Raw genomic sequence first — 23,849 nt, 5'->3', positions numbered from 1 at the left:
CGGCGCACGCCAGAGATCCGCTAACCCGGGCTAAAGTAAGCCTCGCCCGCGCCCGAGAGTGATTTATACGATCAGCGCAAGCCATTCTCGCCGAAGCCCGGCGACACTCTCGTTCACGATTTCGAGGGTCTAATAGCGAGGGCGATCATAACCACGATCGCGACGTCCATAATAATCGCGGTCCCGGTAGCGACGCCCGTCGTAATCGCTGTCTCGGTGCCTGTTAGAGCCCCCAAGGCCTCGAATAACCCTACCGGCGATGTCACCTGCGTTGTCGTCGCGCACCTGTGTTGCAGTCGTAACGCCCGGCACACTCAAAATCGGCAATGCCGAGGCGCTAGTGATAAGACAGGCTCCGCTGAAAGCAACAGCGAGCATTGCGTTTTTGACATTCATTAGAGAACCCCATGATTTTCTGCGCGCGCTCGCGATCGCGGATGCGCGGTTTTCCTATATATGGGCATCTGATATTGGGTTTCCATAGTATGTGTAAGCGAAGCACGCGGTCGTTGATCCGGCGAGGGGGCGAAAGCCGTGCGCGTTCATTTCCGCATGCCGCAGAACACGGCTTAACTTGGTTCTATCGCAAACGTTCGGCCTGCGTTATTCTGCCTCGGAGGGCCGGCGCGAATAGCAGATGATCGAATTCAAAGGCAGCCATTTTGAACGTGACGTAATCCTGTGGGGCGTTCGCTGGTACGTCGCCTACCCGAAGAGCTACCGGCAGCTCGAGGAGATGATGGAAGAGCGCGGGGTGGAGGTCGACCATTCGACGCTCAATCGTTGGGTCGTCAAATACGCGCTCGAGCTGGACCGTCGGTTCCGTTCCCGCAACCGGCCGATCGGTTCCAGCTGGCGGCTGGATGAGACCTATGTGAAGATCAAAGGCTCCTGGCGATATCTCTATAGAGCCGTCGACAAAGCCGGCGCCACGGTGGACTTCCGGCTGACGGCCAAACGGGATCGCAAAGCGGCGGTTCGGTTCCTGCGACGAGCGATCGGTCAAAATGGCGCGTCAAAGAAGATTACGATCGACAAGAGCGGCGCCAACACAGCGGCGATCGAGAGCTACAACGCAGAGCACGAGGCGGGCATCGAAATCCCGCGAAGGAAATATCTCAACAACATCGTCGAACAGGACCACAGAGCGATCAAGCGGGTGGCGCGGCCGACGCTGGGGTTCAAATCCTTTCGCTCAGCCGCGGCGACGCTCACCGGCGTCGAGCTCATGCATATGAGCCGAAAAGGGCAGTTGCAAACGACGGCTAAATTGCGCCCAGCGAAGCAGTTCTACGCTCTCGCGGCGTAAGTCTCGAGAGGCCTGCCGTCCTGCGTTCGCCCTCATGCAAAATTTGCGAACCTTAATGACAAAGGGAGGGATCTATCGAGCTTCGAACGCGGCCGCCGCGTAAGGCGTCGTCCGGGTTCGGGTCGTCGGGGATGAGAGCAGGTCGATCAGGGGGTAAGGGCAAACGGTCAATGAGACGGGGGCGGGAAAACCAGAGTGTTTCGGAGCGCTTCGAGCGCGCCACGCCGATTTGGACCCGATCCGCGTACTTCCACGAGCCCGTGGCGAGTGAACGGCCGCATTATGAGGTCGGACACGCGAACAAGCCTGACCACATGCTAGAAGCCAAAGAAAAACAGCTTGCATTCCACGGAGTGTCCACACACGAAACACATTCCCGCTCTCAGGCCACCTCATCGCTTATTCGCGTCATAGCGCTCGGTGAAGTGCGGCTGCGCGACTGGTGGAAATCGACAGAACAGCAACAGGGACGCGTAGGCACAATCTCCTCAACCTGTTAACGGCTCCCCCCTGGCCTCATAGCTGCACTCTAGAGGGTGTTATGCACTCTGTATTATGAAGTCGGCTGCGCGTTTGAGCATGAGGCAGGCGAAAGCGACGACGTGGAGGCCAGCGAGTGTGTCGGCGTAGCGTTCGTAGTCTTTGACCAGCCGCCTGCATCGGGTCGCCCAAGCGAAGGATCGTTCGACAACCCAGCGTTTGGGCAACAGCACGAAGCCTTTTTTCGCTTCGGAGAGTTTGACCACGCAGAGTTCGACGCCCTGCGCTTTGGCCGCCTCGGCGGCTTTCTCGCCGGTATAACCTTGATCGACATAAATAAGCTCGACGCTCTCGCCGGTGGCGTCCTGCACAGCGGCGGCGAGCTTGCCGACCTCGGCGCGGTCGTCGACATTCGCCGGCGTAACGTGCAGCGCCAGCAAGTGCCCCAGCGTGTCGACCGCCATGTGCAGCTTGGAGCCGCGCTTGCGCTTGGCGCCGTCATAGCCGGCCCGTGGACCGCTTTCCGGCGTAGAGCGCAGCGTGCGGCTGTCGATGATCGCCGTGGTTGGCTCCTCGGCGCGACCGGAGGCGACGCGCAACAAGGCGCGCAGGTCCTGCGCAAGCTCTTCGAACACGCCCGCCGCCAGCCAGCGCTGCGATTGCTGATACACTGCGGACCAGGGCGGCAGATCGTTGGGCATGGCGCGCCATGCTATGCCGTAACGCAGAACGTAGCGCAGGCCGTTGAAAAGCTCACGAAGCAAATGCTGACGTTGCGGAGCGCCCTCGTCCATCAGCGTCAGATACGGCGCAACCAGCGACCATTCCTCGTCGCTGACATCAGACGGATACGGTTTGCGAATCGGAGACATCCGATTCCATTAAGACAATCAACCACCAAAGTACATAACACCCTCTTCTGTAACGGGCGCTTCGTTGTCAATCCCCAACGCTCTTCCTTCGCCGGTTCACTCTTCTGTCCGTGGTCGGCGCCAAGAATGATGGCCGCCACTTGATGGGATAAGATGAGGATGAGGCCGGCCAATCTAGTTGCGCGTGGTCTTGAGCCCACGGAGCGTGTTGCGGTCTGACCCATCCATCGTCCCGGCGAGGGACGAACGCTTCGGGAAAGGCTGGTGTTTGGCCCCGCCCGAAACCCTGCTTTTCCTCTCCTACGCCGCCACGACAGTCGAGGTCGCCTTGCGGGCGTCGAACGGCGTCCCGTCGATCCACATCCGATGCAAGACCACGGCGAGCTTGCGCGCCAGCGCCACCTTCGCCTTCTTCATGCCGGCGCGCCGGGCGAGCTTCATCGCCCAGCTTTTGAGGCCGGAGCCCTTCACCGGCCGCGTTAGTATGACGTTGGCGGCTTCGTAAAGCGCCGTGCGCACGCCAGCGTCGCCGATCTTGGTAATCCGCCCGCTAACGTCCGTTTCGCCAGACTGATATTTCCTCGGCGTCAGGCCGAAATGCGGCCCGACCCGCTTCGACGAGGAAAATCGCAACGGATCATCGATCGCCGAAACGTAAGTCAGCGCCACGATCGCGCCGACCCCCGGCGCCGACATCATCAGTCTCGCGCGCTTGTCCTTGCGCGCCATCGCCCGCACAAGCTTCTCGAACATGTCGAACTCGCGCAGCAAGACCGCATGCGCTGAAAGCAGCGCCTTTGCGACGATCTCGAGCGTCCTATACCCGCCGACGAGCTCCTGGATGCGCCGTGCGAAACGCTTCGGCGTCGTCGGCCCGACCTTTAGCCCGAAGCCGCGCAAGATCCCGCGCAGGCTCATCTCAATGTCATAGAGTTTCGATTGAACCAGTTTGCGCGCCGTCAGCAGCGCTCGCGTCTCCTGCGCTGCCGAGGATTTGCAGTGGACCGGACGAAACCAACCAAGCCGCATTAATTGCGCGATGCCGCGCGCGTCATTGCGGTCGGTCTTGACTGGCATCGTCTGCAGAGCCGTGCGCACATGCCGCGTCTCCAGCAACTCCACCGCCAGGCCCGCCTCGTGCATCGCCGCGTAAAGCCATTGCGACAATGGCCCTGCCTCGAGGCCGATGCGCGCCAAATCCAGCCCGAGCGACGCCAACCAGCCGATGAGCGCCGCCGGCTCGCTGGAGATCTTCGCCTCCCGCACGATTCGCCCGGCGCCATCGACGACGCAAACGCTCGATGCTTCCAAAGACACGTCGATCCCCGCATAATGGTCCATGGTCATCCTCCAATGATGCTTGGAGCCGACGAAAGCCGGACTCCGTCTCACACCACCATTCTGGGGGATGACCACTCCTCCGCGAAGCCTCAGCCTCCGGCGGCCCGTTACGCCATCTAGATGTTTTCTAATCCAAGACGCCGCCGAACGGATTCAGCTAGATTCTCTGCGAGACGAAGCGCGGATCGAAGGGCAGCTGCTTCATTCTGAGCCGCAATTCCTTCATTCGATACCGCAATCGGAAATTCTATCCTTCCATCGGGGGCTTGCATACAAATAATGTAAAGCAGTCGTCCACTCGGGTGTTCTTCGATCTTCCTCACCTCGATATCCGCCTTGATTTGTCCATAGCCGCTGGGCTCCGCCGTCGCAAATTCCGAGGATCGGTCACCGGAAGCCGGAGCGCCACCCTCGTTGTCCCAACTTTCTACAGCTTTAGGGTTAGCGTCGATTACGGGTCTTTTCGTTTGCGTCATGCGATTTAATATGGCGCTGCGTAGATCGTTTTCATCCCTGACATTTTGGTAGCATTGCAAACTCACGCGTTAGCCTCGCGGCAATGACCTTTTCCCGAGGGGTCGTCTAAGTCCCCGTTTCATGCGTGTCTCCGCGCAACCTTTGCGTCGCCTCCAGGGCGCCAGGGAGAACGCGAGTCCCCTTCGCCCATTCCACCGTTCCGAGGGTCGGCCCTGGCTTGAAGAGAGGGATAGCGATCACCAACCTTTGACCGAAGCGCAATATTTCATCCCCAGCACGAAACAAAGCCGCACTAATGCTGCTTTGTTCTTATGGAGTTGCGGGAAAGCTCAGGTAGGGTCCATTCTGCATAGGTTGTGGCTCCCCCTCAAATGGTTTAGGCCACGCGCCCACAACTCCCTAGCGGACTTATCTGGGGGCTTCAGATAATCCGCGCTCGTCGTCGCTGGGCGTGGCGACTAGCGTCTATCCACTCTGACCAACAGTGGCGCCGTGGCCGATATCTCAGAGAGAATCCATGCGGAAATTAGCAAGTGGCAGTCTTGCACGGATGGGAAGATATCTGAACAGGGCAGACAGATCATCGTCGCCGCCTTGAGCGGGATTGTTTATGATCCACATCCTGGCTGGCGTTTGCCTTCGGGCATGGAACCATGGCCGACTCTTGAAGATGCCTTGAGCGAGGTGCAGCAAGACGCCATTAGCAAAATAGGCCCGGTCCTGGAGCAGATTGCGGCCAAGTCTCCTGACGGCAAAACAGTCAACACTTTTGAGATGCTCCACTCGTTCCACGGGATACTGGAAAACTGGTGCCCGTTCCGGAAAAAATGATACGGCGAGGCTGCTCGGTCTCGCTAGCCCCGGGTTCGCCCGGGGGAGCCATAATGGCTGTTGGGGTTGCGCAGCGTAGCGCGCTTCGGCTTTCGAGCCTCTTCGCGTCCGAGCTCGCAACAAGATCCAGGCCCGCAGAGTTGTTGTCTGATATCACACAGCCTGATCGGCATGCCAATTCGCTTGATCAGCACGCGGCTCGAGAGGAGACGGCGCGGATCGTGGGCGTCGATGATTGGGCTTGGCACAAGGGCTCGGTTCTGTTGCGTTAATTTCCTTAGAGTGTAGTCAGGTTGCTCCTCGGGGGTGTTTCAGGCGGCTAGCGAATAGAACTGTTCTGCGACGGAAAGATTTTCGCCCGCATTGGAAATCATCTGGCGTTTGTTGATCATGTGCATGAGTTCGATACCTTGCAAGGTGGTTCGGGCCGAGCGAAATGATTTGAAACCGAGCATCGGCCGCACCACTCGCTTGACGGCTCGGTGGTCCTGTTCGACGATGTTATTTAGGTATTTGTTCTGCCGCATCTCAATCTCTTGGCTCGTTTCCTCCTTGAGCGCCTCGATGGCTGCGGCATTGGCCCCGCTCTTGTCGATCGTGATCTTTTCCGGCAGACCGTGTTGCCCCACCGCTTTCTTGAAAAAGCGCAGAGCGGCTCTTTTGTCGCGATGGGCTGCCAACAAGAAGTCGATGGTGTGCCCGTGTTTGTCGACGGCTCGGTAGAGGTATTTCCACTGACCGTTGACCTTGATGTAGGTCTCGTCCATCCGCCAACTGTTGCCGACCGCCCGCTTCTCGCCTTTCCGGAAGGCGGCCTCTAACTGCGGCGTGAACTTCTGGACCCAGCGGTAAATGTTGGAATGGTCAACCTCAACGCCCCGCTCGAGCATCATGTCCTTCAGGTCTCGGTAGCTTAGGGGATAGGCGAGGTACCAACGGACACAAAGCAGGATGACGGTCTTTTCAAAGCGGTGTCCTTTGAAGTCGATCATGGGGGCCGATCTAAACGGTGTTGGGCGGGCCCACAGCTTACCCAAACCGCGCCGCCTCCGCTAACGCAACAGAACCGCGAAAAGCGCTATCTCTGGCGCGCTGTCGATCAAGACGACTATGTCCTCGACGAAATCGTGCAAATCCGCCGCAGCACACGGGCCGCCAAGCGATTGTTGGAACGGCTTTTGCGCAAGCAAGGCTGTCCTCCCAAACGTATGGTCACCGACAAACTAGCCTCCTACGGCGCCGCCGGGCGCAAGATCATGCCGACAGTCCAACATCGTCAGCACAAGGGGCTCGACAACCGGGCTGAAAATTCGCATGTTCCTATTCGAAAGCGAGAACGAGCGATGCAAGGCTTTCGATCGTGGAGCGTACTGCAAAGATTCGTCGAGATTTTCTCCGCGGTCCGCAACCTCTTCATTCCCTCCCCACCATCACGCCGCACCGCAATCGCCGCTCATCTGCATCGCCTCACGGCGATGGCGGAGTAGAGGTCCGTCGCGGTTCCCGCAGCTTAATAACGACCGGTACCGGACAATTGCGACCCGCTTGAGTTAATCTGACATCGGCCATTTGCCGCCCCGCTGCGACGAATCTCACCGGCAATATCGCGGCAGAATTTCTCGGCCCATCGCCGTATCGTTTCGTGAGTTACGTCAATGCCACGCATTGCGAGCATTTTCTCGACTATGCGCAAGCTGAGAGGAAAGCCTCGCCAAATATCTTTTGGCGATTGTATGCCAAGCCTCGGCCAGGAAAAAATTTGCGACGGATCCCGGAAAACTAAAGGGACTTGTGTCGGCTTGGGTCTCGACAGCTTCAGGTTTGGGCTTAGTTATCCAGTTTCGGACACAGAGGCAGCGCTCGGCTTGCGCACGGGGGGCAGGGGATCGACCCAGCGCGCGCCCGAAAAACGGAGGTCGAAAATGCGTAAGAGTGTGAAAATTGTCGCTGCCGCGTTGTGCGGAGCGACCGCGCTCGCGGCTCTACCGGCCGAAGTTTTTGGCGGCCCCATGAGCGCCGCGAGTCCAACGAGCGTCGGCGTAAATGCGTCGCTCGAAAAAGCTTACTATAGGGGCTATCGCCGGGGTTATTATCCACGTTACGGTGGTTATTATCGCCGCGGCTACGGCCTCCCTGGCGCGGCGGTTGGTGCCGCGGCTGGCGTTGCGGGTGCCGCAGCTGGAGTTCTGGGCGCGGGAATCGCAGGGGCCACGGGCTACGGCTACGGCGGTGGGTATGGCGGCAGTTCTTGCTGGCAGTGGGACCCCGGTGCTGGTTGGGTCTGGGGCTGCTAATAAAACGACATCCGACCCGCAATTATCGCCCCATTGCGAGCGGCGCGGGTCGGTAGCTCTTTTAAATAACAGCTCATCTTTTCAAAAGATATTTCAGTGGCGTAGATTAGACTGAAGTGCCTGCTGGGGCACTTCAATGTTCTTCCTCACTTTCTGTTGCGCTCTTCATCGACTGGGTGAGAGGCCATAGCTTGGCCGCGTGGCTAGAAAATCGATTTGGTCCCTCGGGCAGGGCATACGCATTTTGGACGCCAAGCGACTCGGCAGCCAATGGGTGATTTCGGCGGCGGCCGTCGGGTCTGGTGTCTCTGTCCAGACTGTGGAAGGCGATCAACACGCCGCCACGGCTGGCACGAGCGCCATCTACAAGATCTGCCCGCGCAAGGCGCCCCTGTCGCTGTGAAGCTTCGCCTCCAGCGCTGGCTGTGTCGAAACGAAGCCTGCGAGCGTAAGACGTTCACCGCGCAACTGTCCGAGGTCGCGGCGCCTCGAGCGCGCCGCACCGAACGGGCTACCGAAATCATTTATCTTCTGGGCCATGGCGTCGGCGGGCGTCCCGGAGAGCGCTTGATCAAGCGAATTGGCATGCCGACCAGCGACGACACGATACTGCGCTGTCTCAAACGACGAGTGAAGGCGCGCGGCTCGGAGGAGACGGCGCGCGTCGTGGGCGTGGAAGATTGGGCGTGGCGCGAGGGCTCCACTTACGGGACCATCTTCGTGGACTTGGAGCGACGGGAGGTGCTCGATCTATTTCCCGAACGCGCCGCAGGCATGACCGCCGACTGGCTCAAGCGGCATCCTGGCATCGAGATCATCAGCCGAGATCGCTGCGGTTCGTTCGCCCAAGGCGCGCACGAGGGCGCGCCGCAGGCGCGGCAATTCGCCGAAATTCGCCGACCGCTTTCATATCCTGCAGAACCGGCAGAACCTGCGGGATGCCGTTCAGGCGCAACTCGGCCGTACAGCAGGGTTTTCCGCGCGTCCATTGTTGCCGACGGACGGCGGAGAGGTCGCCAGCGTGAGAGATAAGTACGGCGGCGCTGAGCACCGCCGCCTCACCAGAGTAGCGAACGAGCGTTCAAGGCAAGCGGCTTTCAATCGGGTTCGCGCGCTACACAAGGAGGGTCGAAATGTGATGGATATTGCGCGACAGACGGGGTTCGATCGCCGCACGGTTGCGAAATGGATTCGTGCCGAAGCGCTTCCCGAACGGAGCACTGCCGCGCCAAAGACGACGTCCCCGCGGCATTTCGAAGATTTTCTATCACGCCGGTGGTCAGAAGGTTGCGTGCGCGGCCGTCACCTTTTCCAGAAATCAACGTGCGCGGTTACACAAGCAGTTTTTCAAACCTCGAGCGGTTTTTGCGAAATGGTGCAGTCCGAAATGCAAGACGGCGAGGGCAACATCGGCTGTTCCGAATCCGCGACCTGTCGATCCCGCAATTGGACGTTCAATCTCGCCGATTGTGGCTGCGGCGCTCTGCATCAAGTCGCCTGGATTGTTGACCGTCAATCAAGCTGCAAAAGTCGATGCGATGGGAAAGGACTGGCCAGAGTTCGCGACGATGCGTCGACTCGCCATGCGCTTTAGGGGCAAGCTTAAAAGCAAGAGCGCCAGCAAGCTCGGCGCGTGCTGAAAGACGCGCAGAAATCGGGTATGTACGCGATGCAGCGTTTCTCTCGCACGGCGCAGAGAGACATCGACGCGGTAAGAAATGCGAACACTGAGCCGTGGAGCAACGGCCAGACAGAAGGACAGATCAATCGCCTGAAGGCACTCAAACGAACGATGTATGGACGAGCGGGGCCAGAACTCCTCCGGGCCCGCCTGCTTCCTGTGTAGCCGTCACTGCAACAGAAAGTGAGGAAGAACCAGATTGAGGTCCTGCTCGTAGGCCCTCCACGTCATGCCGTCCACCCCGGGCACGGCGGCGCGCTTGGGCGCGTAGAACACCGTTTCCAGCATGGTGGCGTCGACATGGTGCAGGAAAAGCATCATCCCTGTTTGTCGCGCCACTCTCATCCAGATTGCCGCGCCATACAGGAGATTGAAAAACCCAGGTCGGGCCTGTTGGTCTAGGACAGCATTGAACTTTGCGAGGCTATTCAAGTCGTGGGGCAACCGCTGGCGACGGGCATCGTCTATCCCTTGCCTAATCCGTCGTCAGCGGCGGAGTGGCATCACTTGCTACCGTTATCGGTCTTGCCATTGTTATCCATGTCATGGTGATGGTGATGGTGATGATGGCACCCATGCGCTGATGCTGCAGCTGGGACCAAAGCCACAGCGATGGCGACCAAAGTTGCTGATAGAATTTTCGTAAACATATCCGACTCCCTTGAGGACTTCACCTGATCACGCGAGTGACAAGATGTAGATAAGCCCTTCAAAGGAAGCGGCAATAACAGCTTGTCTCGGCCAAGAAAAAATTTGGGACATGTGTGGACGCCCGCTTCGGCGCAAGGAATATCTTCTGGATCGCAATCTCATGAATCCCCTCATTTTTGGAGCCGACTAAATTTTGCCGTGCGGGCTCGCGAAACGGTTCGTTAACGAATCGACAGGAGATCGCGGGGCATGCGGGCGGCGACGCAACGGCTTGAATTCATTGAGAACTACCTCGCCACCGTGTTCGGCTCGGACCTGCACGTCAAGCGTGTCTGCTCTGTATCGAACGCCGTGCTCGGCGTCATGACGAGCGCGTCGCTCGCGGTCGCGCTCGTCGGTCAGGCGCTTGCGCAGGCGCGGGGCAAGGCCGCAAAGCATGCGATCAAGCAGGTCGACCGTCTGTTGAGCAACCAAGGCATAGACGTCTGAGAACTTTTCCCGCTTTGGATTAAAGAGGCGGTCGGCGCGAGCCGAGATCTCGCCATCGCCATGGACTGGACCGAGTTCGACGCCGACGATCAGTCGACGCTTGTCTTGAGCCTCGTCACGGCACGGACGGGCGCAGCCTTTGTTGTGGCTTTCCGTGTTCAAGGCGGAGCTTTCAGGAACGCGCAACGACATCGAGGACTCGTGTCTCGTGCGGCTCAAGCAGTTGCTGCCTGAGGGAACGACGGTGACGATCCTCGCCGACCGCGGCTTTGGCAACGTCAAGCTGTTCGGCTTTCTCGAGGAACTCTGCTTCGGCTACGTGATCCGCTTTCGCGGTGACACTTATGTCACCGCGGCCAACGGCGAGACGCGCCGCGCCAAGGACTGGGTCAACGCCGGTGGGCGAGCGCGCAAGCTTGCAAATGCCGAGATCTCGCGGGAGAAGCAAAAGGTCGGCGCGGTCGTCTGCGTCCACGCCAAGGGCATGAAGGACGCCTGGCATCTGGCGGCGAGCGACGGTCAGGCGACGTCGAGCGCGATCGTCAACCTATACTCTCGTCGCTGGAGCATAGAACCCCGGTTCAGAGACACGAAGGACCTTCGCTTCGGCATGGGCCTGAGCACGGCGCGCGTCGGCGATCCCTGCCGGCGCGACCGGTTGCTGCTCCTCAGCGCCATCGCGGTGATGCTGCTGACGCTGCTCGGCGGCGCTGGCGAAGCGCTCGGCATGGACCGTCTGCTCAAGAGCAACACGGTCAAGCGGCGCGTGCATTCCCTCTTCAACCAGGGCTGCCTCTACTACGACGCCATCCCCAACATGCCCGAGCCGCGCTTGCTCGCGCTCATCGAGCGCTTCCAGGCGTTGATCATGGAAAACTCTGTGACTGCCGCCGTGCTCGCCGTGGGACAAAAATGAGGGGATGCTTGAGGATCGCAATGGCGCGTAGTCGGCAGCCATTTGTCCGGCCTCGCAAATGCAGCGGTTCACACGCCGCGGGCCCGTATGGGAGTTCACGGATCGAGTCCAAATCAGAACCGCTGCTTTTAAACACTCCGTCGCAAACTGGTTTTTCCGATCCCATCTCGCCGATTATTGCGCCATACTTTCCGTTTGACCTGCTACGCCTCCGGCAGCCCCACGATCGTGAGCAAGTTTACACCACGACCGGAGCTCGGTAAGTTCATCAGCGCCCAAATGAAGCGGGCCATTTTGTTAGCCAATGCAACTCTCACCAGCATCGCTGGCTTGCGTGCGATCATGCTCGCAAGCCACGAACCCGCAGGCGCTCGTTTTCCCGCGGCCCAACGCACCACCGAGCTCGCGCTGATGATGAGCATGCGGATTCCGACGAAGGCGCCCGTCTGTAACGGGATAATGCCGCCCGGGGATTCCGGGATAATGGCGCCCCCCCGGTAACGGAATGATCCCGCCCGGGCGCCGCGTTCGTTGACCTACGAGATTTGTCTCACCTGTTCTGGTTTTGGGTCAAGCCGATTTGGCCTGTTTGCCGCGCGTGCGGCGTAAGCTTTCGCCGGCGAGTTCGATACGATGCGCGTTGTGAACGAGGCGGTCCAGAACGGCGTCGGCGTAAGTTGGGTCTCCAATGACGTCGTGCCAGGCTGTCACAGGAAGCTGGGAGGTGACGATCGTCGATCGACGCCCGTAGCGTTCCTCGAGGATTTCCAGGAGATCGTGGCGGGCGCCAGCGTCGAGCGGCTCGAGGCCGAAGTCGTCGAGGATCAAGAGATCGGCGCGACCAAGGGATTTGAGCAAGCGCGGATGGCGCCCATCGCCGCGCGCGAGGGCCAGTTCCTCGCAGAGCTTCGGCCAGCGGTGATAGACGACGGAGCGATTGTCGCGGCAGGCCTTCTGGCCAATGGCGCAGGCGAGCCAACTCTTCCCGGTCCCGCTCGGACCGACCAGGGCCAAATTGTCGTGGGCGTCGATCCACTGGCCTTCGGCGAGCTTTTGGAACAGAGTTCGGTCGAGCCCGCGCGCGGTGCGATAGTCGACGTCTTCGACGCTGGCCTGTTGACGGAGCCTGGCGGCGCGCAGCCGCGCCGTCAGCCGTTTGTCGCGCCGAAGGGAGGCTTCCCGATCCAGCAGTAGGGCGAGCCAGTCGTTGCGGTCGAGTCCATTCGCTTCAGGCGCCTCAGCGAGTTCGGCGAAGGCCTTGGCCATTCCGTAAAGGCCGAGAGCGTGGAGCTGGTCGAGCGTCGGATGTTTGAGCAAGTCGGCGTCTCCTAATGATAATAGCGCGGGCCACGGATGTTTTGATGGAGGATCGGGGCCGCGTCCGCGGCGCGCTTTGGCGCGGGCTTCCGATCGAACTTGTTGTCGAGGATGGATTTGATCGAGCCATAGGTCTTGGCGCCGATCGCGATGGCGCGTTCGGCTGCGGCCTCGACGCGCTCGATCCCATACGAGCCGGCGAGACGGACGACGCCGAGACAGGCCCGATAGCCCTGCTCGGGATGGGGCCTCGCCTCCAAAATCTGCTCGCAGAGCGCGGCTGTCGCCGGGCCGATCTTTCGGGCGTCCTCGCGAATGCGCTCGATCGTCCAGCCCGCATAGCGTCGATGGCTGGAGGGCATGTGCTCGGGAATTGTCGTGTGCTTGCGTTTGCCGCTCATCCGCAAATGGACGGCGATGCGCTCGCCCTTGCAAAAAATCTCGACGCCGCGGACGGTCAGCCGCGCCTCGACCTCCGCCCGGGCGAAGCGATAGGGCACGGAGTAATAGTGCGCGTCGATCTCGACGTGATAATCGATGCCGACGCGGCGCAGACGCCATTCGCTATATTCATAGGGCTCGATTGGCAGAGGCTTCAGCGCCGGGCGGTCGATCTCTTCGAACAATTGGCGGCGGGTGACGCCAAGCCGGCGGAGGGGCCGCTCCTCGTTGAGATTTTTGAGCATCTCGGCGATCGCCGCGTTGACCTCCGCCAGACTGTAAAAGGTCCGGCGGCGCACTCTGCCGAGTAGCCAGCGTTCGACAATCAGCACCGCGGATTCGACCTTCGCCTTGTCGCGCGGCTTTCTGGGTCGCGCCGGCAAAAGCGCCGTCTCGTAATGCATCGCCATGTCGGCGTAGGTGCGATTGACCTGCGGGTCGTAGAAGCAGGCTTTGACGATGGCGGTTTTGGCGTTGTCCGGCACGATGAGCTGCGGGACGCCGCCGATCGCCTCGAGCGCGCCGACGTGGGCGTCGATCCAGTCGGGAAGCGTCTGCGTCCAGCAAACGCGCCGCCAAACTTCAGCCGGGAGATCGCATCGAAGATCGTCGAGCTCACTGGTCGTCCATTCGTCACGGCGCCCAATAAGTTCGCGGCGCAAGGATCTCTGGACGCGATGGTCCACGCGATGGCGTCTGTGCGCAGCCTCGCAGTTGCGTTGATGAAAATTGCCAACGATATGCGCTGGCTTGCCTCGGGTCCGAGCTGCGGCCTCGGCGAGCTAATCTTGCCCGAGAACGATCCAGGCTCCTCGATCATGCCCGGCAAGGTCAACCCAACCCAGCAGGAGGCGATGGTGATGGTCTGCATACAGGTTATCGGCGAGGATAATGCGGTCGCGTTCGCCGGAAGCCAAGGAAATTTGAGCTTAACGCTATGCGCCCCATCATCATCAACAACTTTCTCCACTCATCCCGCATCCTCGGCGACGCCTGTAACAAGCTGCGGCGCTTCTCGGTGGAGGAGACCAGGCTGAATCGTCATCGTATCGATGAAATGCTTGGTCGCTCGCTGATGCTCGTGACGGCGCTCGCCCCCGTGATCGGGTACGACAAGGCGTCCACGATCGCGGAAAAGGCCAACGACCAGGGGCTAACCCTCAAGGAGGCTGCGCTGCGCTCTGGGGCCATCGACGAGAATCGGTTCGACGAGATCGTCGACCCAAGAACAATGGTTGGGCATGGCGGCTCAGGAAGCTGATCTGCCCAGCGAGGCGCCGCATCCGTTTCGGTGTAATACGCAGCGTAAGCCTCGAGAGGGCTGCTGTCCTCCATCTCGCCCTCACGCAAAATTTGCGACAGAACTTCCAACATTCCATCATCAAACATCGGACTGAGGGCGCCTCCTGCGCCGCGATCGATGCCTACGCAGAGCAGCAAAGCCTTGCGAGCGGCCGCCCTGGCGACGTTTGCGCCACGATCGCTTATCGCTGATCTCAAAGTCGTAAGCTCTAGCCTGGAATTTCACCCGACTGGATATCGACATCTTGGATGATATTGGCGCGAATTGGCGAATTCGCCTGATGCCAAGGCTGATGGCGAGTGATTGAGTTGGCTTTGAAAAGAACGATGACGCGGCTTTAATGCGGATCACCCATTCGCACAAGATAAGCCGCCGTTCTGTATTGCTGTTTGCGCTCGGCTGCGGTCAGTAGTGATGAACACCGCCGATAGATTTGTCGTTCATCCCCCATAGGCCTGCGGGAGGCGTCCATGCAGGAATCACGAAATTGACGCATTGCGGGCGCGCGCCCATATGTCGTGACGCGGCGAGAACTCGATTCAACATCCGTCGAATGACTTCTTCGGCCGCTACGTTCCCGTATCGTGCGCAAGCTCGGCCCATTAACTGCGGCCCAGCGAAAGCGAAATGCATGATTATCGAGTTCTCGGATCAAGTGCCACGCGCCACCCTGCTGAAGCGGTTCCCGATACCGAAAAACTTCGGCGTATCCCTCGAGTCACGCATCGAGCGAGGACGAACGTGGCCGGCGCCCGCAGGAGCAAAGCGCGTAAAGAAATTCGAAATTTATCGCTACGATCCGGACTGTGACCGCAACCCGCGCCTCGATACGTTCGAAGTCGATCTCGATGATTGCGGGCCAATGGTCCTCGACGCCCTCTTCTGGATTAAGAACAAGGTCGACTCGACGCTGACCTTCCGCCGCTCGTGCCGTGAGGGCATCTGTGGTTCCTGTTCGATGAACATAGATGGCGCGAACTGGCTTGCCTGCACGCGGTTCATTTCCGACCTGGCCACCCCGGCGACAATCTTTCCGCTGGCGAACATGGAGATCATCAAGGATCTCGTCCCCGATCTGACGCACCTCTTCGCCCAATATGCGGCGATCGAGCCTTGGCTCAAGTCGAAGACGCCGGAGCCCGAGACGGAGCGGCTCCAGTCGCCGGAGGAGCGTAGCAAGGTAGATGGCTACTACGAATGCATTCTCTGCTTCTGCTGCACGTCAGGCTGTCCAAGCCATTGGTGGAACGGGGATCGCTTTCTAGGACCCGCCGTACTCCTGCAAGCTTGGCGCTGGCTAGCTGACAGTCGAGACGAGGCGACTGGCGCGCGGCTCGACGACCTTGAAGATCCGTTCCGGCTATATCGGTGCCACACTATACTTAACTGCACCCGGACCTGTCCGAGGGGCCTGAACCCGGAAAGGCAATCGCCGAGATCAAGAAGATGATGATCGAGCGCCGAAGCTGACCGCCAGGGGAGAAATCGACAAATGTCCAGTCCGACGGCAAAACGGCCCAGACCGCTTTCTCCGAACGTGCAAATCTATCGACCTCAGCTCACGTCGGTCCTGTCTATCCTTAATCGGATCACCGGCAATATTTTGAGCGTCTGTGCCGTTGTGCTGGTGATCTGGCTCGTGGCGGCTGCGACGGGACCGCGGGCCTACACCGCTGTCCAGGGGGCCATCGCGTCCGGGATCGGCCAGATCATGCTGCTCGGGGCCACCTTCGCCTTTTTCCTACACCTCTGCGGGGGCATCCGTCATTTGGTCTGGGACACTGTCCACGGATTCGAGCTTCGATCGATCTACCTTTCGGGATGGGTGGTGGTGGCGGCGAGCATCGCGTTCACCATGGCGGCCTGGGCCGTTAGCTTGTTGATGGCAGGGTAGAGCCATGGACCATCGGAGCATGCGCTCGCCCCTCGCTCGTGCGATTGGTCTCGGCTCGGCTAAGGAGGGGGCCGGACCTTGGTGGGCGGAGCGCGTTTCAGCCGTCGCCCTCGTGCCCCTGGCGCTGTGGTTCGCCGCGTCGATCATGGCGCATACTGGCAGCAATTACGCCGCTTTCATCGCCTGGCTGAGGACACCTCTCGCCGCCACCCTGATGATCCTGCTTCTGATCGCTCTGTTCCATCACACCGCGCTTGGCTTACAGGTCGTGATCGAGGATTACGTCCATTCGAGGACCAAATTCGTAGCGATAGTGGCGGTGCGTCTTGGCTGCTTCGCGCTCGCCGTGACGGGTATCATGGCCACCCTGCACATCGCTTTTATCGGTTGATCGAAAGACGTCACGTGACACCGTCAACCCTCGTTCGCAACGCCAATAGGATGCGCTTCTTTCTGCCGAAGAGGATTGCATCATGACTTCGAGAACGTCACGCAAATCATTCTCTTGCTCGGCGCTCGCTGGGTTGTTTTGCGTTTCTCTCAGCGTGGCAGCTTTCGCCGAGAGCGATCGCTGGGCAAGATGTCGCGACGCCGATCTCGATGCGCGGATCGCCAGCTGCACTGAGGTCATCGCCGGTCGGAAACGGGAAACCAAGCGCAACCAGATCGCAGCCTATATCAACCGCGGTGCCGCCTTTCGCATCAAGGGTGACTTCGATCGCGCCCTCGCTGATCTCGAGAGGGCGCTGTACCTCAATCCGAAATCGACTCTCGCCCTTATCGAGCGCGCGTCGGTCTATCGCGCAGAAGGCGAGTTCGACCACGCGATCGCCGATTATGACGCGGCCATCGCGGTGCAGCCGAAATCCGCAGCGGCCTTTTATGGGCGAGGCGAAGCGTATCAAGCGAAGAACAATCTCCAGCGCGCTGTCGCGGATTACGACAAGGCGCTGCGGCTCGACAAGAATTTGGCGGCAGCTCATGGCGGCCGCGCCAGGGCCTATCGGGCCGAGGGAAATCTTGATAAGGCCTTGGCCGATTTCGACGCTGCTGTACAGCTCGACCCGAAATCCGCCTCGTTACGTGTCGATCGCGGCGTCATCTATCAGGCCAGGGGCGACCTCGACCGCGCCATTGTCGATTTCAGCAAAGCCCTCGAACTCGATCCCAAATTTGCGGAAGCGTTCCTCAACCGGGCCAACGCCTATCGCGGCAAGCAGGATCTCGAGCACGCCAGGCAAGACCTCGAAGCCGCGCTGAAGCTCGATCTGCGACTTGCCTCGGCGAAAGAAGCCCTTGATGAAGTGAACAGGCTCATCGCCAAGAGCGCCGCGCCTCCAACCGCCGCGGCTCCGACGACCCCGGCCGCGCCTGCGGCGAAAACGTCTTCGGCTCGCTTGATCGTAATTGTCGGCGGACTCGCTCTAATCGCCTTCATCTTCCTCATCTGGTTCTTTTGGTTCAAACGAATGAGAGGCATCCGCACGAAATCGGAATTGCATGCGGCAGAGGCAGCGCCCACCATTTCCACGTCTGGCTTACCCGAGCCCCTCCGCGCGAAGCTCAGTGATGCCGACGATCGCATCCGCCTCAACCACTGGATGGCCCCACAACAGGGGATCGCGCCACGGATCCGAATCGGCCGCCGCTGGATCAATACCTTGTGGGGCCTGCCCATTGCGGCCGCCGCGCTGCTCTGCCTGATCGCTTTGGCTCAGAGCCTGCGCGAGCTTCCCGGCGTGGCGGCCTTCATCCAGCAGCATCCCGGCATCGCGCAGTCGGCGCCGTCGGTCGACTCCGGCTTCCCCTGGTGGCTGCAGCTCCAGCACTTCTTGAACATGTTTTTCATGCTTTTCATCATGCGGGCCGGCCTCCAGATCCTGGCCGACCATCCGCGGCTGTACTGGGGCCGCGACTGCACCCCCAGCACCGATTGGTTTCGGTTCCAGGTTCCCGTGCCGAAGGGGCGCATCTGGACCGCCAAGGATGACTCCGTCACGTTGCCGATGTGGCTCGGCATTCCGGGCCTGCGCCATACAATTGGGCTCGCGCGATGGTGGCATCTCTCGATCAACCTGCTGTGGCTAGTCAACGGCGTCATCTTTTACGCGCTGCTGTTTACAACCGATCAATGGCGCAGGGTGGTGCCGCTGACTTGGGAAGTGTTCCCGGCCGCGCTCTCAACGGCCATCCAATATGCGTCGCTGAACTTCCCCGTCGATCATAGCTGGACCCGCTACAATGGTCTCCAGCAACTCAGTTATTTCATCACCATATTCGTTGCCGCGCCGGTCTCGATCATGACCGGCCTGATGCAGAGTCCAGCAATCTCCAATACGCTGGGCTGGTTTGGCCGGCTGTTTAACCGGCAGGCGATGCGGTCGGTGCACTTCATCTCCTTCGCCTGGTTCGTAGCCTTCATCCTGGCGCATGGCGCGATGGTCTTCGTCACCGGCATAAGACAGAACACCAATCATATGTTCGGGGGCGTTGACGACGCATCCTGGAAAGGATTTCCGCTGTTCGTGCTGGCGATGGCCATTCTGGCGGCGTCCTGGCTCGCGGCCTCGCCTTACACCATCAGGCACGCCCGTCTGGTGCAGCGCGCCGGAGCGTTCATGATCGGCTGGATCAAGGGGCTGGCCGAAGGCTGGGACCCGCGCTCGCAGCTCACCGAGAAGGACATATCGCCCTACTTCTGGCTGAACGGTACGATGCCCAATTCCAAAGAGTTCGATGATCTCGTGGCGGACGGCTTCGCCAGCTACAGGCTGCGGATCGGCGGCCTCGTCAAGGCCCCGCGGGACTTCTCCCTAGTCGACCTCAAGGCCATGCCAAAACAGGAGCAGATCACAACGCATTTCTGCATCCAGGGCTGGTCGGGCGTCGCCAAGTGGGGCGGCGTTCCCATGCGCGAGATCCTGGATCTAGTGAAGCCGATGCCTGAGGCCCGCTATGCGGTGTTCTTCTCGCTGGCTGATGGCGCCGATGGCGGCCGCTATTACGACGTCCACAAAATTGAGAACATGCGCCACGCGCTGACGATTCTCGCCTATGAGATGAACGGGGCGCCGGTCAGCGTCCCGCACGGCGCGCCCTTGCGGCTACGATGCGAGAATGAACTGGGCTTCAAGATGGTCAAGTGGATCACGGCGATTGAATTCGTGCACGACTTCGTCGACCTTGGCGCAGGTCAGGGCGGCTATAATGAAGACCATGAATTCTATGGCTACCGCATGCCGATCTGATCGCTCGTGAACGATTCGATGGATTAAAGGCACTGTCAACTTGCTGGAGAATAAGCGCGCTTGAGGCACCCTCGATTGCCGGCATGGTGCAGAACCGCACCCGTCCTGGGAGCCATGGCGGGCCGCCGATTTCGACCGCCTTCGTAGAAAGCGCGGTCAGTGAGTTTCGGTTAAAAAGGAACCGTCAAGTTAATGCATTTGGGTTACGTGGGCGCGAATTGCACGGCCTTCATGCGGCGAGGTCGGGTCGGGAGATCTCGCGTCAAGCGGCTAAGGCGCCGGCGCGATGCGCGCGGCGAATGGCGGCGGGCAACCTGCGTTCGGCCATCATTTCCACGAGATCCCGGTAGCTGAGCTTATATCGGAGATACCAGCGCACGCAGAGCACGATGATTTCCCGGTCAAAATGGCGACCTTTAAAAAGATCGTCCACACTCAGCATCGCGGCCGCCCGTCTTCGTGTCTCTCCCCTCATATGCGCCGCTCACGCCGTTCGCACTCGAGCCGTCCCACCCGAACGGCAGGTCATTCCGCGATCTTCCTTATCGGCCCACAGGCGATTGGTAGCGTCACCTGCGCTGGGATGTCGTCAAGCGATGCGACTGTTGCAGGCAATTTCGTTGCCGTCGAAACGCCGTGAAGGAAGACCACGCGTTGGTCGAGGTCCAATTGCTGGCCGGGAAATTTTTTGGCGAATGCAGCTTCCAGCGCCTTCAGGGAAACCGTTTTCTCATAAGAATAGGACCCGTTTGACCCAGCCTTAGGATATGTGTCGTTGACGATCGTCATGCTCGCCGGATCATCATGGAATGGCACCATGGTCGTCCCTGCGACGGGCTCGGTTTCGACCATATCAATGACCCCATCGCCATTCTTATCATCGCGCGACGACGGGCATCGGGACGTTCTGTCGCCAGTATTAAATCCGTGGAAGTGCTGGAGATGCTCCATCTCCGGGGCCACGCCCTTGGCGGTCACCCGAATGGTCAGACGGTCACCGGATATCGTGAAGGTCGCGTCTCCGCGGGCGTCGGACCCGGTCATCTTCTCGTTGAGAGGTAATAGTTCGGCTTTGTAAGTTGCATCCACCGTGGCGGCGTGGACGCCGGACGCTCCCGCAATGCCGGTCAAAACACCAGCGAAACCGAGGACGGCCAACGAGTGCTTTTGAAGTTTCACGATGCTCTCCTTCGGATCCATGGTATGCGGCTGCTTCCTTCATCGTGATGCGGATGTTCCCATCCTGGCAAGCTCTCAAATCGGCATGCGGTCATCCATAGAAATGCAAGGTGAGCCACCCGTTGCGGAGCGGCTCCATGAGATGGGGTTGCTGGGGAGGGATCAGCCCCGGACAGCCGGGCTCGAGGATCACCTCGGAGCTCGGGTCGAGGACCTGATAGCGCAGGCATCCTTCAAGCACGCCGATGACGCCCTCGCGCCCGACTTGGTGCGATGTTCGCGGCGCAGTCCGGCGGAAAAAGTGACCTCGTTTAACACCGGCGGGCTTTGCGGACGTGGGTGCAGGCGGCGCGGTCATGAGGGGTCTACAGTTCGGTAATGGATAGCCCGATCGACGAGATCGACCATATGCTTCGCCGCCTGCGTGGTCAGCGGGTGATGGGTGAATCCCGATCGTGGAGAGATGTAGGCCGCCATTTCGCGTGCGAGCTCCAACTGCCGATCGGGCCCTTCCGCGAGGAGCATGATCAGCAAGTTTTCGAGCGCGATCACGCGGATGCGGAGCTGAATCAGCTCGGCGTCAGTCAGGTTGGGGATTTCGGGCGGGAGTTTGACGGTGCTTTCTTCCTCCTTCGGGCCGTCAGCTCCCGCACCTCCCTCATTGTCCCACCGTGAAAGTGCTTTCAAGCGTAGTTCTGAAGCACTCTGCATGCCTGGATTTTGGTTGGGCATAGAGAAACTTCCTGGAGCAAGGAAAGGACGTCGATGCGCCCTGTCGATCGGCTCACGCCGGCGTTCCGACCTTTGACCGTTCGGGAACCTCCGACTGCTTACGAAGCGAGGCCATGATCGTGGGGACCAGTCGACCCTTCGCCACCTCCTGGACCATGTGCTGCACGCCATGCACGAGATCCGTTCCCGCCGTTTTAAGGAACGAACCGACCTGCCCGGACTTCAGCGCCGGCGCATCGCTCCTGTAAACTCCGTGGGCTGGCTCAACGCCGACCCCAATGTCATAGACGAGTTTCCCGCCAATGTAGGCGGTGTAGGCCAGGACGCCCACGCCCGCGAGGCCAACGCCGAGATAGGCCGCATTCGGCTTTCGATGATTGAGTCGCCACAGCGCCATACTGTTGGCGACGACGGTGGCGATGAAGTTCAGATTCCGGTGAGTGATCAGCATATCCTGCGAGGCGCCCTCCACGTTGACCTCCTCCCCGGCGATCAACCCGGTCACAGCGGAGGCTACGGCGCCTGCTGCGGCAACGCAGATCGCCTTCTGCCCGAAGGACAGAAGGGACTCTTTGTCAGTCACGCTCCCAGCAACGTCGGCGCCCACCGCCAGCGGTAGGAGCGTGATGGGCAGGTGAACGAGAGCGGGATGCATCTGTTGCAGGCGTATCGCCATGGTGTAGCCTCCTCGAATGAGCGACGAAACCGACGACGCTCTGGTCCTACTTCGCGCGGTCTAGGTTACCTAGGCGCCGTCTCAGGCGGATGCGGTATCTGGCGGCCTAGAATAACCTCCCTGAGCACGATCGCGTCGTTATGAACCTCGTCATGGGCCGAATAAACAAGCGTGAGGGGACCCTGTCGCGCGAGCGAACGCAGCTGGCTCAGTAGCTCGGTATTCTGGTGCAGCTCCGCACTATAGCGGCGGCAAAACTCGTCCCAGCGAGCTGGGTCGTGGCCAAACCATTTTCGTAGCTCGGTGCTGGGAGCAATCTCTTTTATCCATTGATCCAGAGCCGCATCTACCTTCGACACCCCACGCGGCCACAATCTATCGACAAGGACTCGCGTGCCGTCTTCGGCGTCCACGGGTTCGTAGGCTCGCTTCAGGCGAACATTGGCGGCGAGTATTCTTGCGGCCATTAGCGGCGCTCCGTCGAGTAGGAGGCTGTGCCTTGCGAGTCGACTTCGCCGGCCGCGATCGTCTGCTCAAACTCGAGCTCCGCGCGCAGCCCGTCGTGGTCCCGATGAACAAAAGCGTTGGCAAGCTCCCGGCTGCCGAGCCGGCAGTTCCTCACTTCGAGCGAGCCCTCGATCTCCGCTTCGTCCCATCGCTCCGCGCGATCGACATAGGCGAGGCTGAAGTCGTATTGCTCGGTCCAGAAGAACGGAACGTAGTCGGGGCGCTCGCGACGGCGCGGAATGTTGTGCTCCGCGACCTGCCCTTGGCGCTCGGCGACCACCCAGTGTTCGAGCCGGATGTGCTCGCCGGAAAGCCGGTCCGGCCAGCGGGCGATGTCGCCGGCGGCGACAATCCCAGGGGCGCGCGTCTCCAGATATTCGTCGACGGCAACACCACGATTGCTCGCGAGCCCCGCCTCCTGCGCCAACGAGATTGTGGGCCAGACGCCCATTCCTATAACGACAAGGTCGGCCGGGAGGTTTTCGCCGCTTTTCATCGTGACGGCGTCGTCATTGATCGCGGTGGCGGTCGTGCCGAGGTGGAACGTCAGGCCATGGTTCTCATGGAGGCTCCGGAGATAATCTCTCACCCCTGATCCGAGGACTTTCTCCATCAGGGCCGTCTCGGTCCCGACCACCCGCACTTCGATGTTCCGGCCACGGAGCCACGCCGCCACCTCCAAGCCGATGAAGCTCGCGCCGATGACGAGCGCCTCGGTGACGAGCCCGCGACTGACCGCCAACATGCGTAGGTAGCGCACATGAGGAAGGGCGGCGCTGGGAATGTCGAGGCGGAGTGGCTCGGCACCGGTGGCGAGCAGGAGCGCATCATAGTCGTGGAGACCGCCATCGGCGAGGTGCACGCGCCGGCTTGCCGTATCGACCTCGGGGACGCAGGCGCCCAAGCGCAATTCGATGTCGTGCTGCGTGCAGAATTTCGCCGGCCGGAGGACGTTCGACGCGTCGGGCGGGGCGCCGGCGAGATACGCTTTCGAAAGGTTTGGCCGGTCGCAGGGCAGCGTCTCGCCGGCGCTCGCCGGTATAGCCCTCGAGGATTTGGGCAGGCCAACTGATGGCCGCTGCGGTTGCGGCTTCCAGGGTTCCAGCTTTTCCCGAGCGAACACGGCACCGACCGGCTCGTCCACGGGGATGAACTGGCGCGTCACGTCGCGCACCGCCGCCTCGACGCGCCCGCGGGAAACTGGGTCTAAC

At 60.5% G+C, this 23,849-nt stretch carries 18 protein-coding genes and 9 pseudogenes; 11 read left to right on the top strand and 16 right to left on the bottom strand.

Going from position 1 to position 23,849, the window contains the following annotated elements; translation table 11 throughout:
- Nucleotides 1-637 precede the first annotated feature (637 nt).
- Nucleotides 638-1,309, top strand: coding sequence for an IS6 family transposase (locus OGR47_RS19100; RefSeq protein WP_165056303.1), 672 nt, complete (start codon nucleotides 638-640; stop codon nucleotides 1,307-1,309).
- A gap of 539 nt (nucleotides 1,310-1,848) precedes the next feature.
- Here OGR47_RS19100 and OGR47_RS19095 read toward each other — a convergent pair.
- The 3 genes from OGR47_RS19095 to OGR47_RS19085 form a co-directional block, all read right to left on the bottom strand.
- A complete protein-coding gene (locus tag OGR47_RS19095; protein WP_216697958.1) occupies nucleotides 1,849-2,661 on the bottom strand; it encodes an IS5 family transposase in 813 nt (270 codons plus the stop codon).
- 300 nt (nucleotides 2,662-2,961) lie between these two features.
- The gene (locus OGR47_RS19090; RefSeq protein WP_165056376.1) at nucleotides 2,962-4,002 is read right to left on the bottom strand and encodes an IS110 family transposase; all 1,041 of its coding nucleotides are present in this window, start codon (nucleotides 4,000-4,002) and stop codon (nucleotides 2,962-2,964) included.
- Between the two features lie 116 nt (nucleotides 4,003-4,118).
- Nucleotides 4,119-4,544 (bottom strand): hypothetical protein, encoded by a 426-nt coding sequence (locus OGR47_RS19085; protein WP_165056367.1) that lies wholly within the window; start codon nucleotides 4,542-4,544, stop codon nucleotides 4,119-4,121.
- A gap of 427 nt (nucleotides 4,545-4,971) precedes the next feature.
- Here OGR47_RS19085 and OGR47_RS19080 point away from each other — a divergent pair, with 427 nt between their 5' ends.
- Nucleotides 4,972-5,310: a hypothetical protein gene (locus OGR47_RS19080; protein WP_165056365.1), complete on the top strand. Its 339-nt coding sequence runs from the start codon at nucleotides 4,972-4,974 to the stop codon at nucleotides 5,308-5,310.
- Nucleotides 5,311-5,621: 311 nt separating this feature from the next.
- Here OGR47_RS19080 and OGR47_RS19075 read toward each other — a convergent pair whose 3' ends face one another.
- Entirely contained in the window at nucleotides 5,622-6,302 is a 681-nt protein-coding gene (locus tag OGR47_RS19075) for an IS6 family transposase (protein ID WP_216697963.1), read from the bottom strand.
- 81 nt (nucleotides 6,303-6,383) lie between these two features.
- On the opposite strand from OGR47_RS19075, the pseudogene OGR47_RS19070 reads away from it, so the two are divergent.
- A pseudogene (locus OGR47_RS19070) lies at nucleotides 6,384-6,797 on the top strand (IS6 family transposase); the annotation flags it as partial.
- A gap of 86 nt (nucleotides 6,798-6,883) precedes the next feature.
- Here the strand turns inward: OGR47_RS19070 and OGR47_RS19065 are convergent.
- Nucleotides 6,884-7,015 (bottom strand): annotated as a pseudogene (locus tag OGR47_RS19065) (IS6 family transposase); the annotation flags it as partial.
- A 217-nt stretch (nucleotides 7,016-7,232) separates the two neighbouring features.
- Here OGR47_RS19065 and OGR47_RS19060 point away from each other — a divergent pair.
- Together OGR47_RS19060 and OGR47_RS19055 are read left to right on the top strand one after the other, a co-directional pair.
- A complete protein-coding gene (locus OGR47_RS19060; RefSeq protein ID WP_253948142.1) occupies nucleotides 7,233-7,604 on the top strand; it encodes a hypothetical protein in 372 nt (123 codons plus the stop codon).
- Nucleotides 7,605-7,878: 274 nt separating this feature from the next.
- Nucleotides 7,879-9,450, top strand: a pseudogene (locus OGR47_RS19055) (ISL3 family transposase).
- A gap of 3 nt (nucleotides 9,451-9,453) precedes the next feature.
- Here OGR47_RS19055 and OGR47_RS19050 read toward each other — a convergent pair.
- Nucleotides 9,454-9,630 carry a hypothetical protein gene (locus OGR47_RS19050; RefSeq protein ID WP_165056297.1) on the bottom strand — a complete coding sequence of 59 codons (177 nt, stop codon included), beginning with the start codon at nucleotides 9,628-9,630 and terminating at the stop codon, nucleotides 9,454-9,456.
- A gap of 555 nt (nucleotides 9,631-10,185) precedes the next feature.
- On the opposite strand from OGR47_RS19050, the pseudogene OGR47_RS19040 reads away from it, so the two are divergent.
- A pseudogene (locus OGR47_RS19040) lies at nucleotides 10,186-11,341 on the top strand (IS4 family transposase).
- Nucleotides 11,342-11,544: 203 nt separating this feature from the next.
- Here OGR47_RS19040 and OGR47_RS19035 read toward each other — a convergent pair.
- The 3 genes and pseudogenes from OGR47_RS19035 to istA all read right to left on the bottom strand — a co-directional run.
- Nucleotides 11,545-11,766: pseudogene (locus OGR47_RS19035) on the bottom strand (hypothetical protein); the annotation flags it as partial.
- Nucleotides 11,767-11,911: 145 nt separating this feature from the next.
- Entirely contained in the window at nucleotides 11,912-12,658 is a 747-nt protein-coding gene (gene istB, locus OGR47_RS19030) for an IS21-like element helper ATPase IstB (RefSeq protein WP_165056380.1), read from the bottom strand.
- A gap of 11 nt (nucleotides 12,659-12,669) precedes the next feature.
- A pseudogene (gene istA, locus OGR47_RS19025) lies at nucleotides 12,670-13,662 on the bottom strand (IS21 family transposase); the annotation flags it as partial.
- Here istA and OGR47_RS19020 point away from each other — a divergent pair.
- From OGR47_RS19020 to OGR47_RS18995, 5 genes and pseudogenes are all read left to right on the top strand, one after another.
- Nucleotides 13,588-14,360 (top strand): annotated as a pseudogene (locus tag OGR47_RS19020) (lyase family protein); the annotation flags it as partial. The pseudogenes istA and OGR47_RS19020 overlap by 75 nt on opposite strands.
- 673 nt (nucleotides 14,361-15,033) lie before the next feature.
- A pseudogene (locus tag OGR47_RS19015) lies at nucleotides 15,034-15,872 on the top strand (succinate dehydrogenase iron-sulfur subunit).
- A 22-nt stretch (nucleotides 15,873-15,894) separates the two neighbouring features.
- Entirely contained in the window at nucleotides 15,895-16,296 is a 402-nt protein-coding gene (gene sdhC / locus OGR47_RS19010; protein WP_165055900.1) for a succinate dehydrogenase, cytochrome b556 subunit, read from the top strand.
- Between the two features lie 19 nt (nucleotides 16,297-16,315).
- Nucleotides 16,316-16,687, top strand: a complete 372-nt coding sequence (gene sdhD, locus OGR47_RS19005) for a succinate dehydrogenase, hydrophobic membrane anchor protein (RefSeq protein WP_253948141.1) — start codon at nucleotides 16,316-16,318, stop codon at nucleotides 16,685-16,687.
- 82 nt (nucleotides 16,688-16,769) lie between these two features.
- On the top strand, nucleotides 16,770-19,544 hold the full coding sequence (locus OGR47_RS18995; RefSeq protein WP_165055904.1) for a tetratricopeptide repeat protein: 2,775 nt from the start codon (nucleotides 16,770-16,772) through the stop codon (nucleotides 19,542-19,544).
- A gap of 310 nt (nucleotides 19,545-19,854) precedes the next feature.
- Here the strand turns inward: OGR47_RS18995 and OGR47_RS18990 are convergent.
- The 7 genes and pseudogenes from OGR47_RS18990 to OGR47_RS18960 all read right to left on the bottom strand — a co-directional run.
- A pseudogene (locus OGR47_RS18990) lies at nucleotides 19,855-19,986 on the bottom strand (IS6 family transposase); the annotation flags it as partial.
- An 83-nt stretch (nucleotides 19,987-20,069) separates the two neighbouring features.
- On the bottom strand, nucleotides 20,070-20,723 hold the full coding sequence (locus OGR47_RS18985; protein WP_165055906.1) for a hypothetical protein: 654 nt from the start codon (nucleotides 20,721-20,723) through the stop codon (nucleotides 20,070-20,072).
- Nucleotides 20,724-20,814: 91 nt separating this feature from the next.
- Nucleotides 20,815-21,081, bottom strand: coding sequence for a DUF1971 domain-containing protein (locus OGR47_RS18980; RefSeq protein WP_306792348.1), 267 nt, complete (start codon nucleotides 21,079-21,081; stop codon nucleotides 20,815-20,817).
- The gene (locus tag OGR47_RS18975; RefSeq protein ID WP_165055908.1) at nucleotides 21,078-21,455 is read right to left on the bottom strand and encodes a hypothetical protein; all 378 of its coding nucleotides are present in this window, start codon (nucleotides 21,453-21,455) and stop codon (nucleotides 21,078-21,080) included. The genes OGR47_RS18980 and OGR47_RS18975 overlap by 4 nt, the downstream gene beginning before the upstream one ends.
- Before the next feature lie 52 nt (nucleotides 21,456-21,507).
- Nucleotides 21,508-22,131: a DUF2231 domain-containing protein gene (locus tag OGR47_RS18970; RefSeq protein ID WP_165055909.1), complete on the bottom strand. Its 624-nt coding sequence runs from the start codon at nucleotides 22,129-22,131 to the stop codon at nucleotides 21,508-21,510.
- A gap of 65 nt (nucleotides 22,132-22,196) precedes the next feature.
- The gene (locus OGR47_RS18965; RefSeq protein ID WP_165055910.1) at nucleotides 22,197-22,598 is read right to left on the bottom strand and encodes a DUF488 domain-containing protein; all 402 of its coding nucleotides are present in this window, start codon (nucleotides 22,596-22,598) and stop codon (nucleotides 22,197-22,199) included.
- On the bottom strand, nucleotides 22,598-23,812 hold the full coding sequence (locus OGR47_RS18960; protein WP_246729878.1) for an NAD(P)/FAD-dependent oxidoreductase: 1,215 nt from the start codon (nucleotides 23,810-23,812) through the stop codon (nucleotides 22,598-22,600). The genes OGR47_RS18965 and OGR47_RS18960 overlap by 1 nt, the downstream gene beginning before the upstream one ends.
- Nucleotides 23,813-23,849: the final 37 nt, after the last annotated feature.

It is taken from the genome of Methylocystis sp. MJC1 (assembly GCF_026427715.1).
Lineage (GTDB): Bacteria > Pseudomonadota > Alphaproteobacteria > Rhizobiales > Beijerinckiaceae > Methylocystis.
This window is presented reverse-complemented; position numbering and strand designations above follow the sequence as displayed.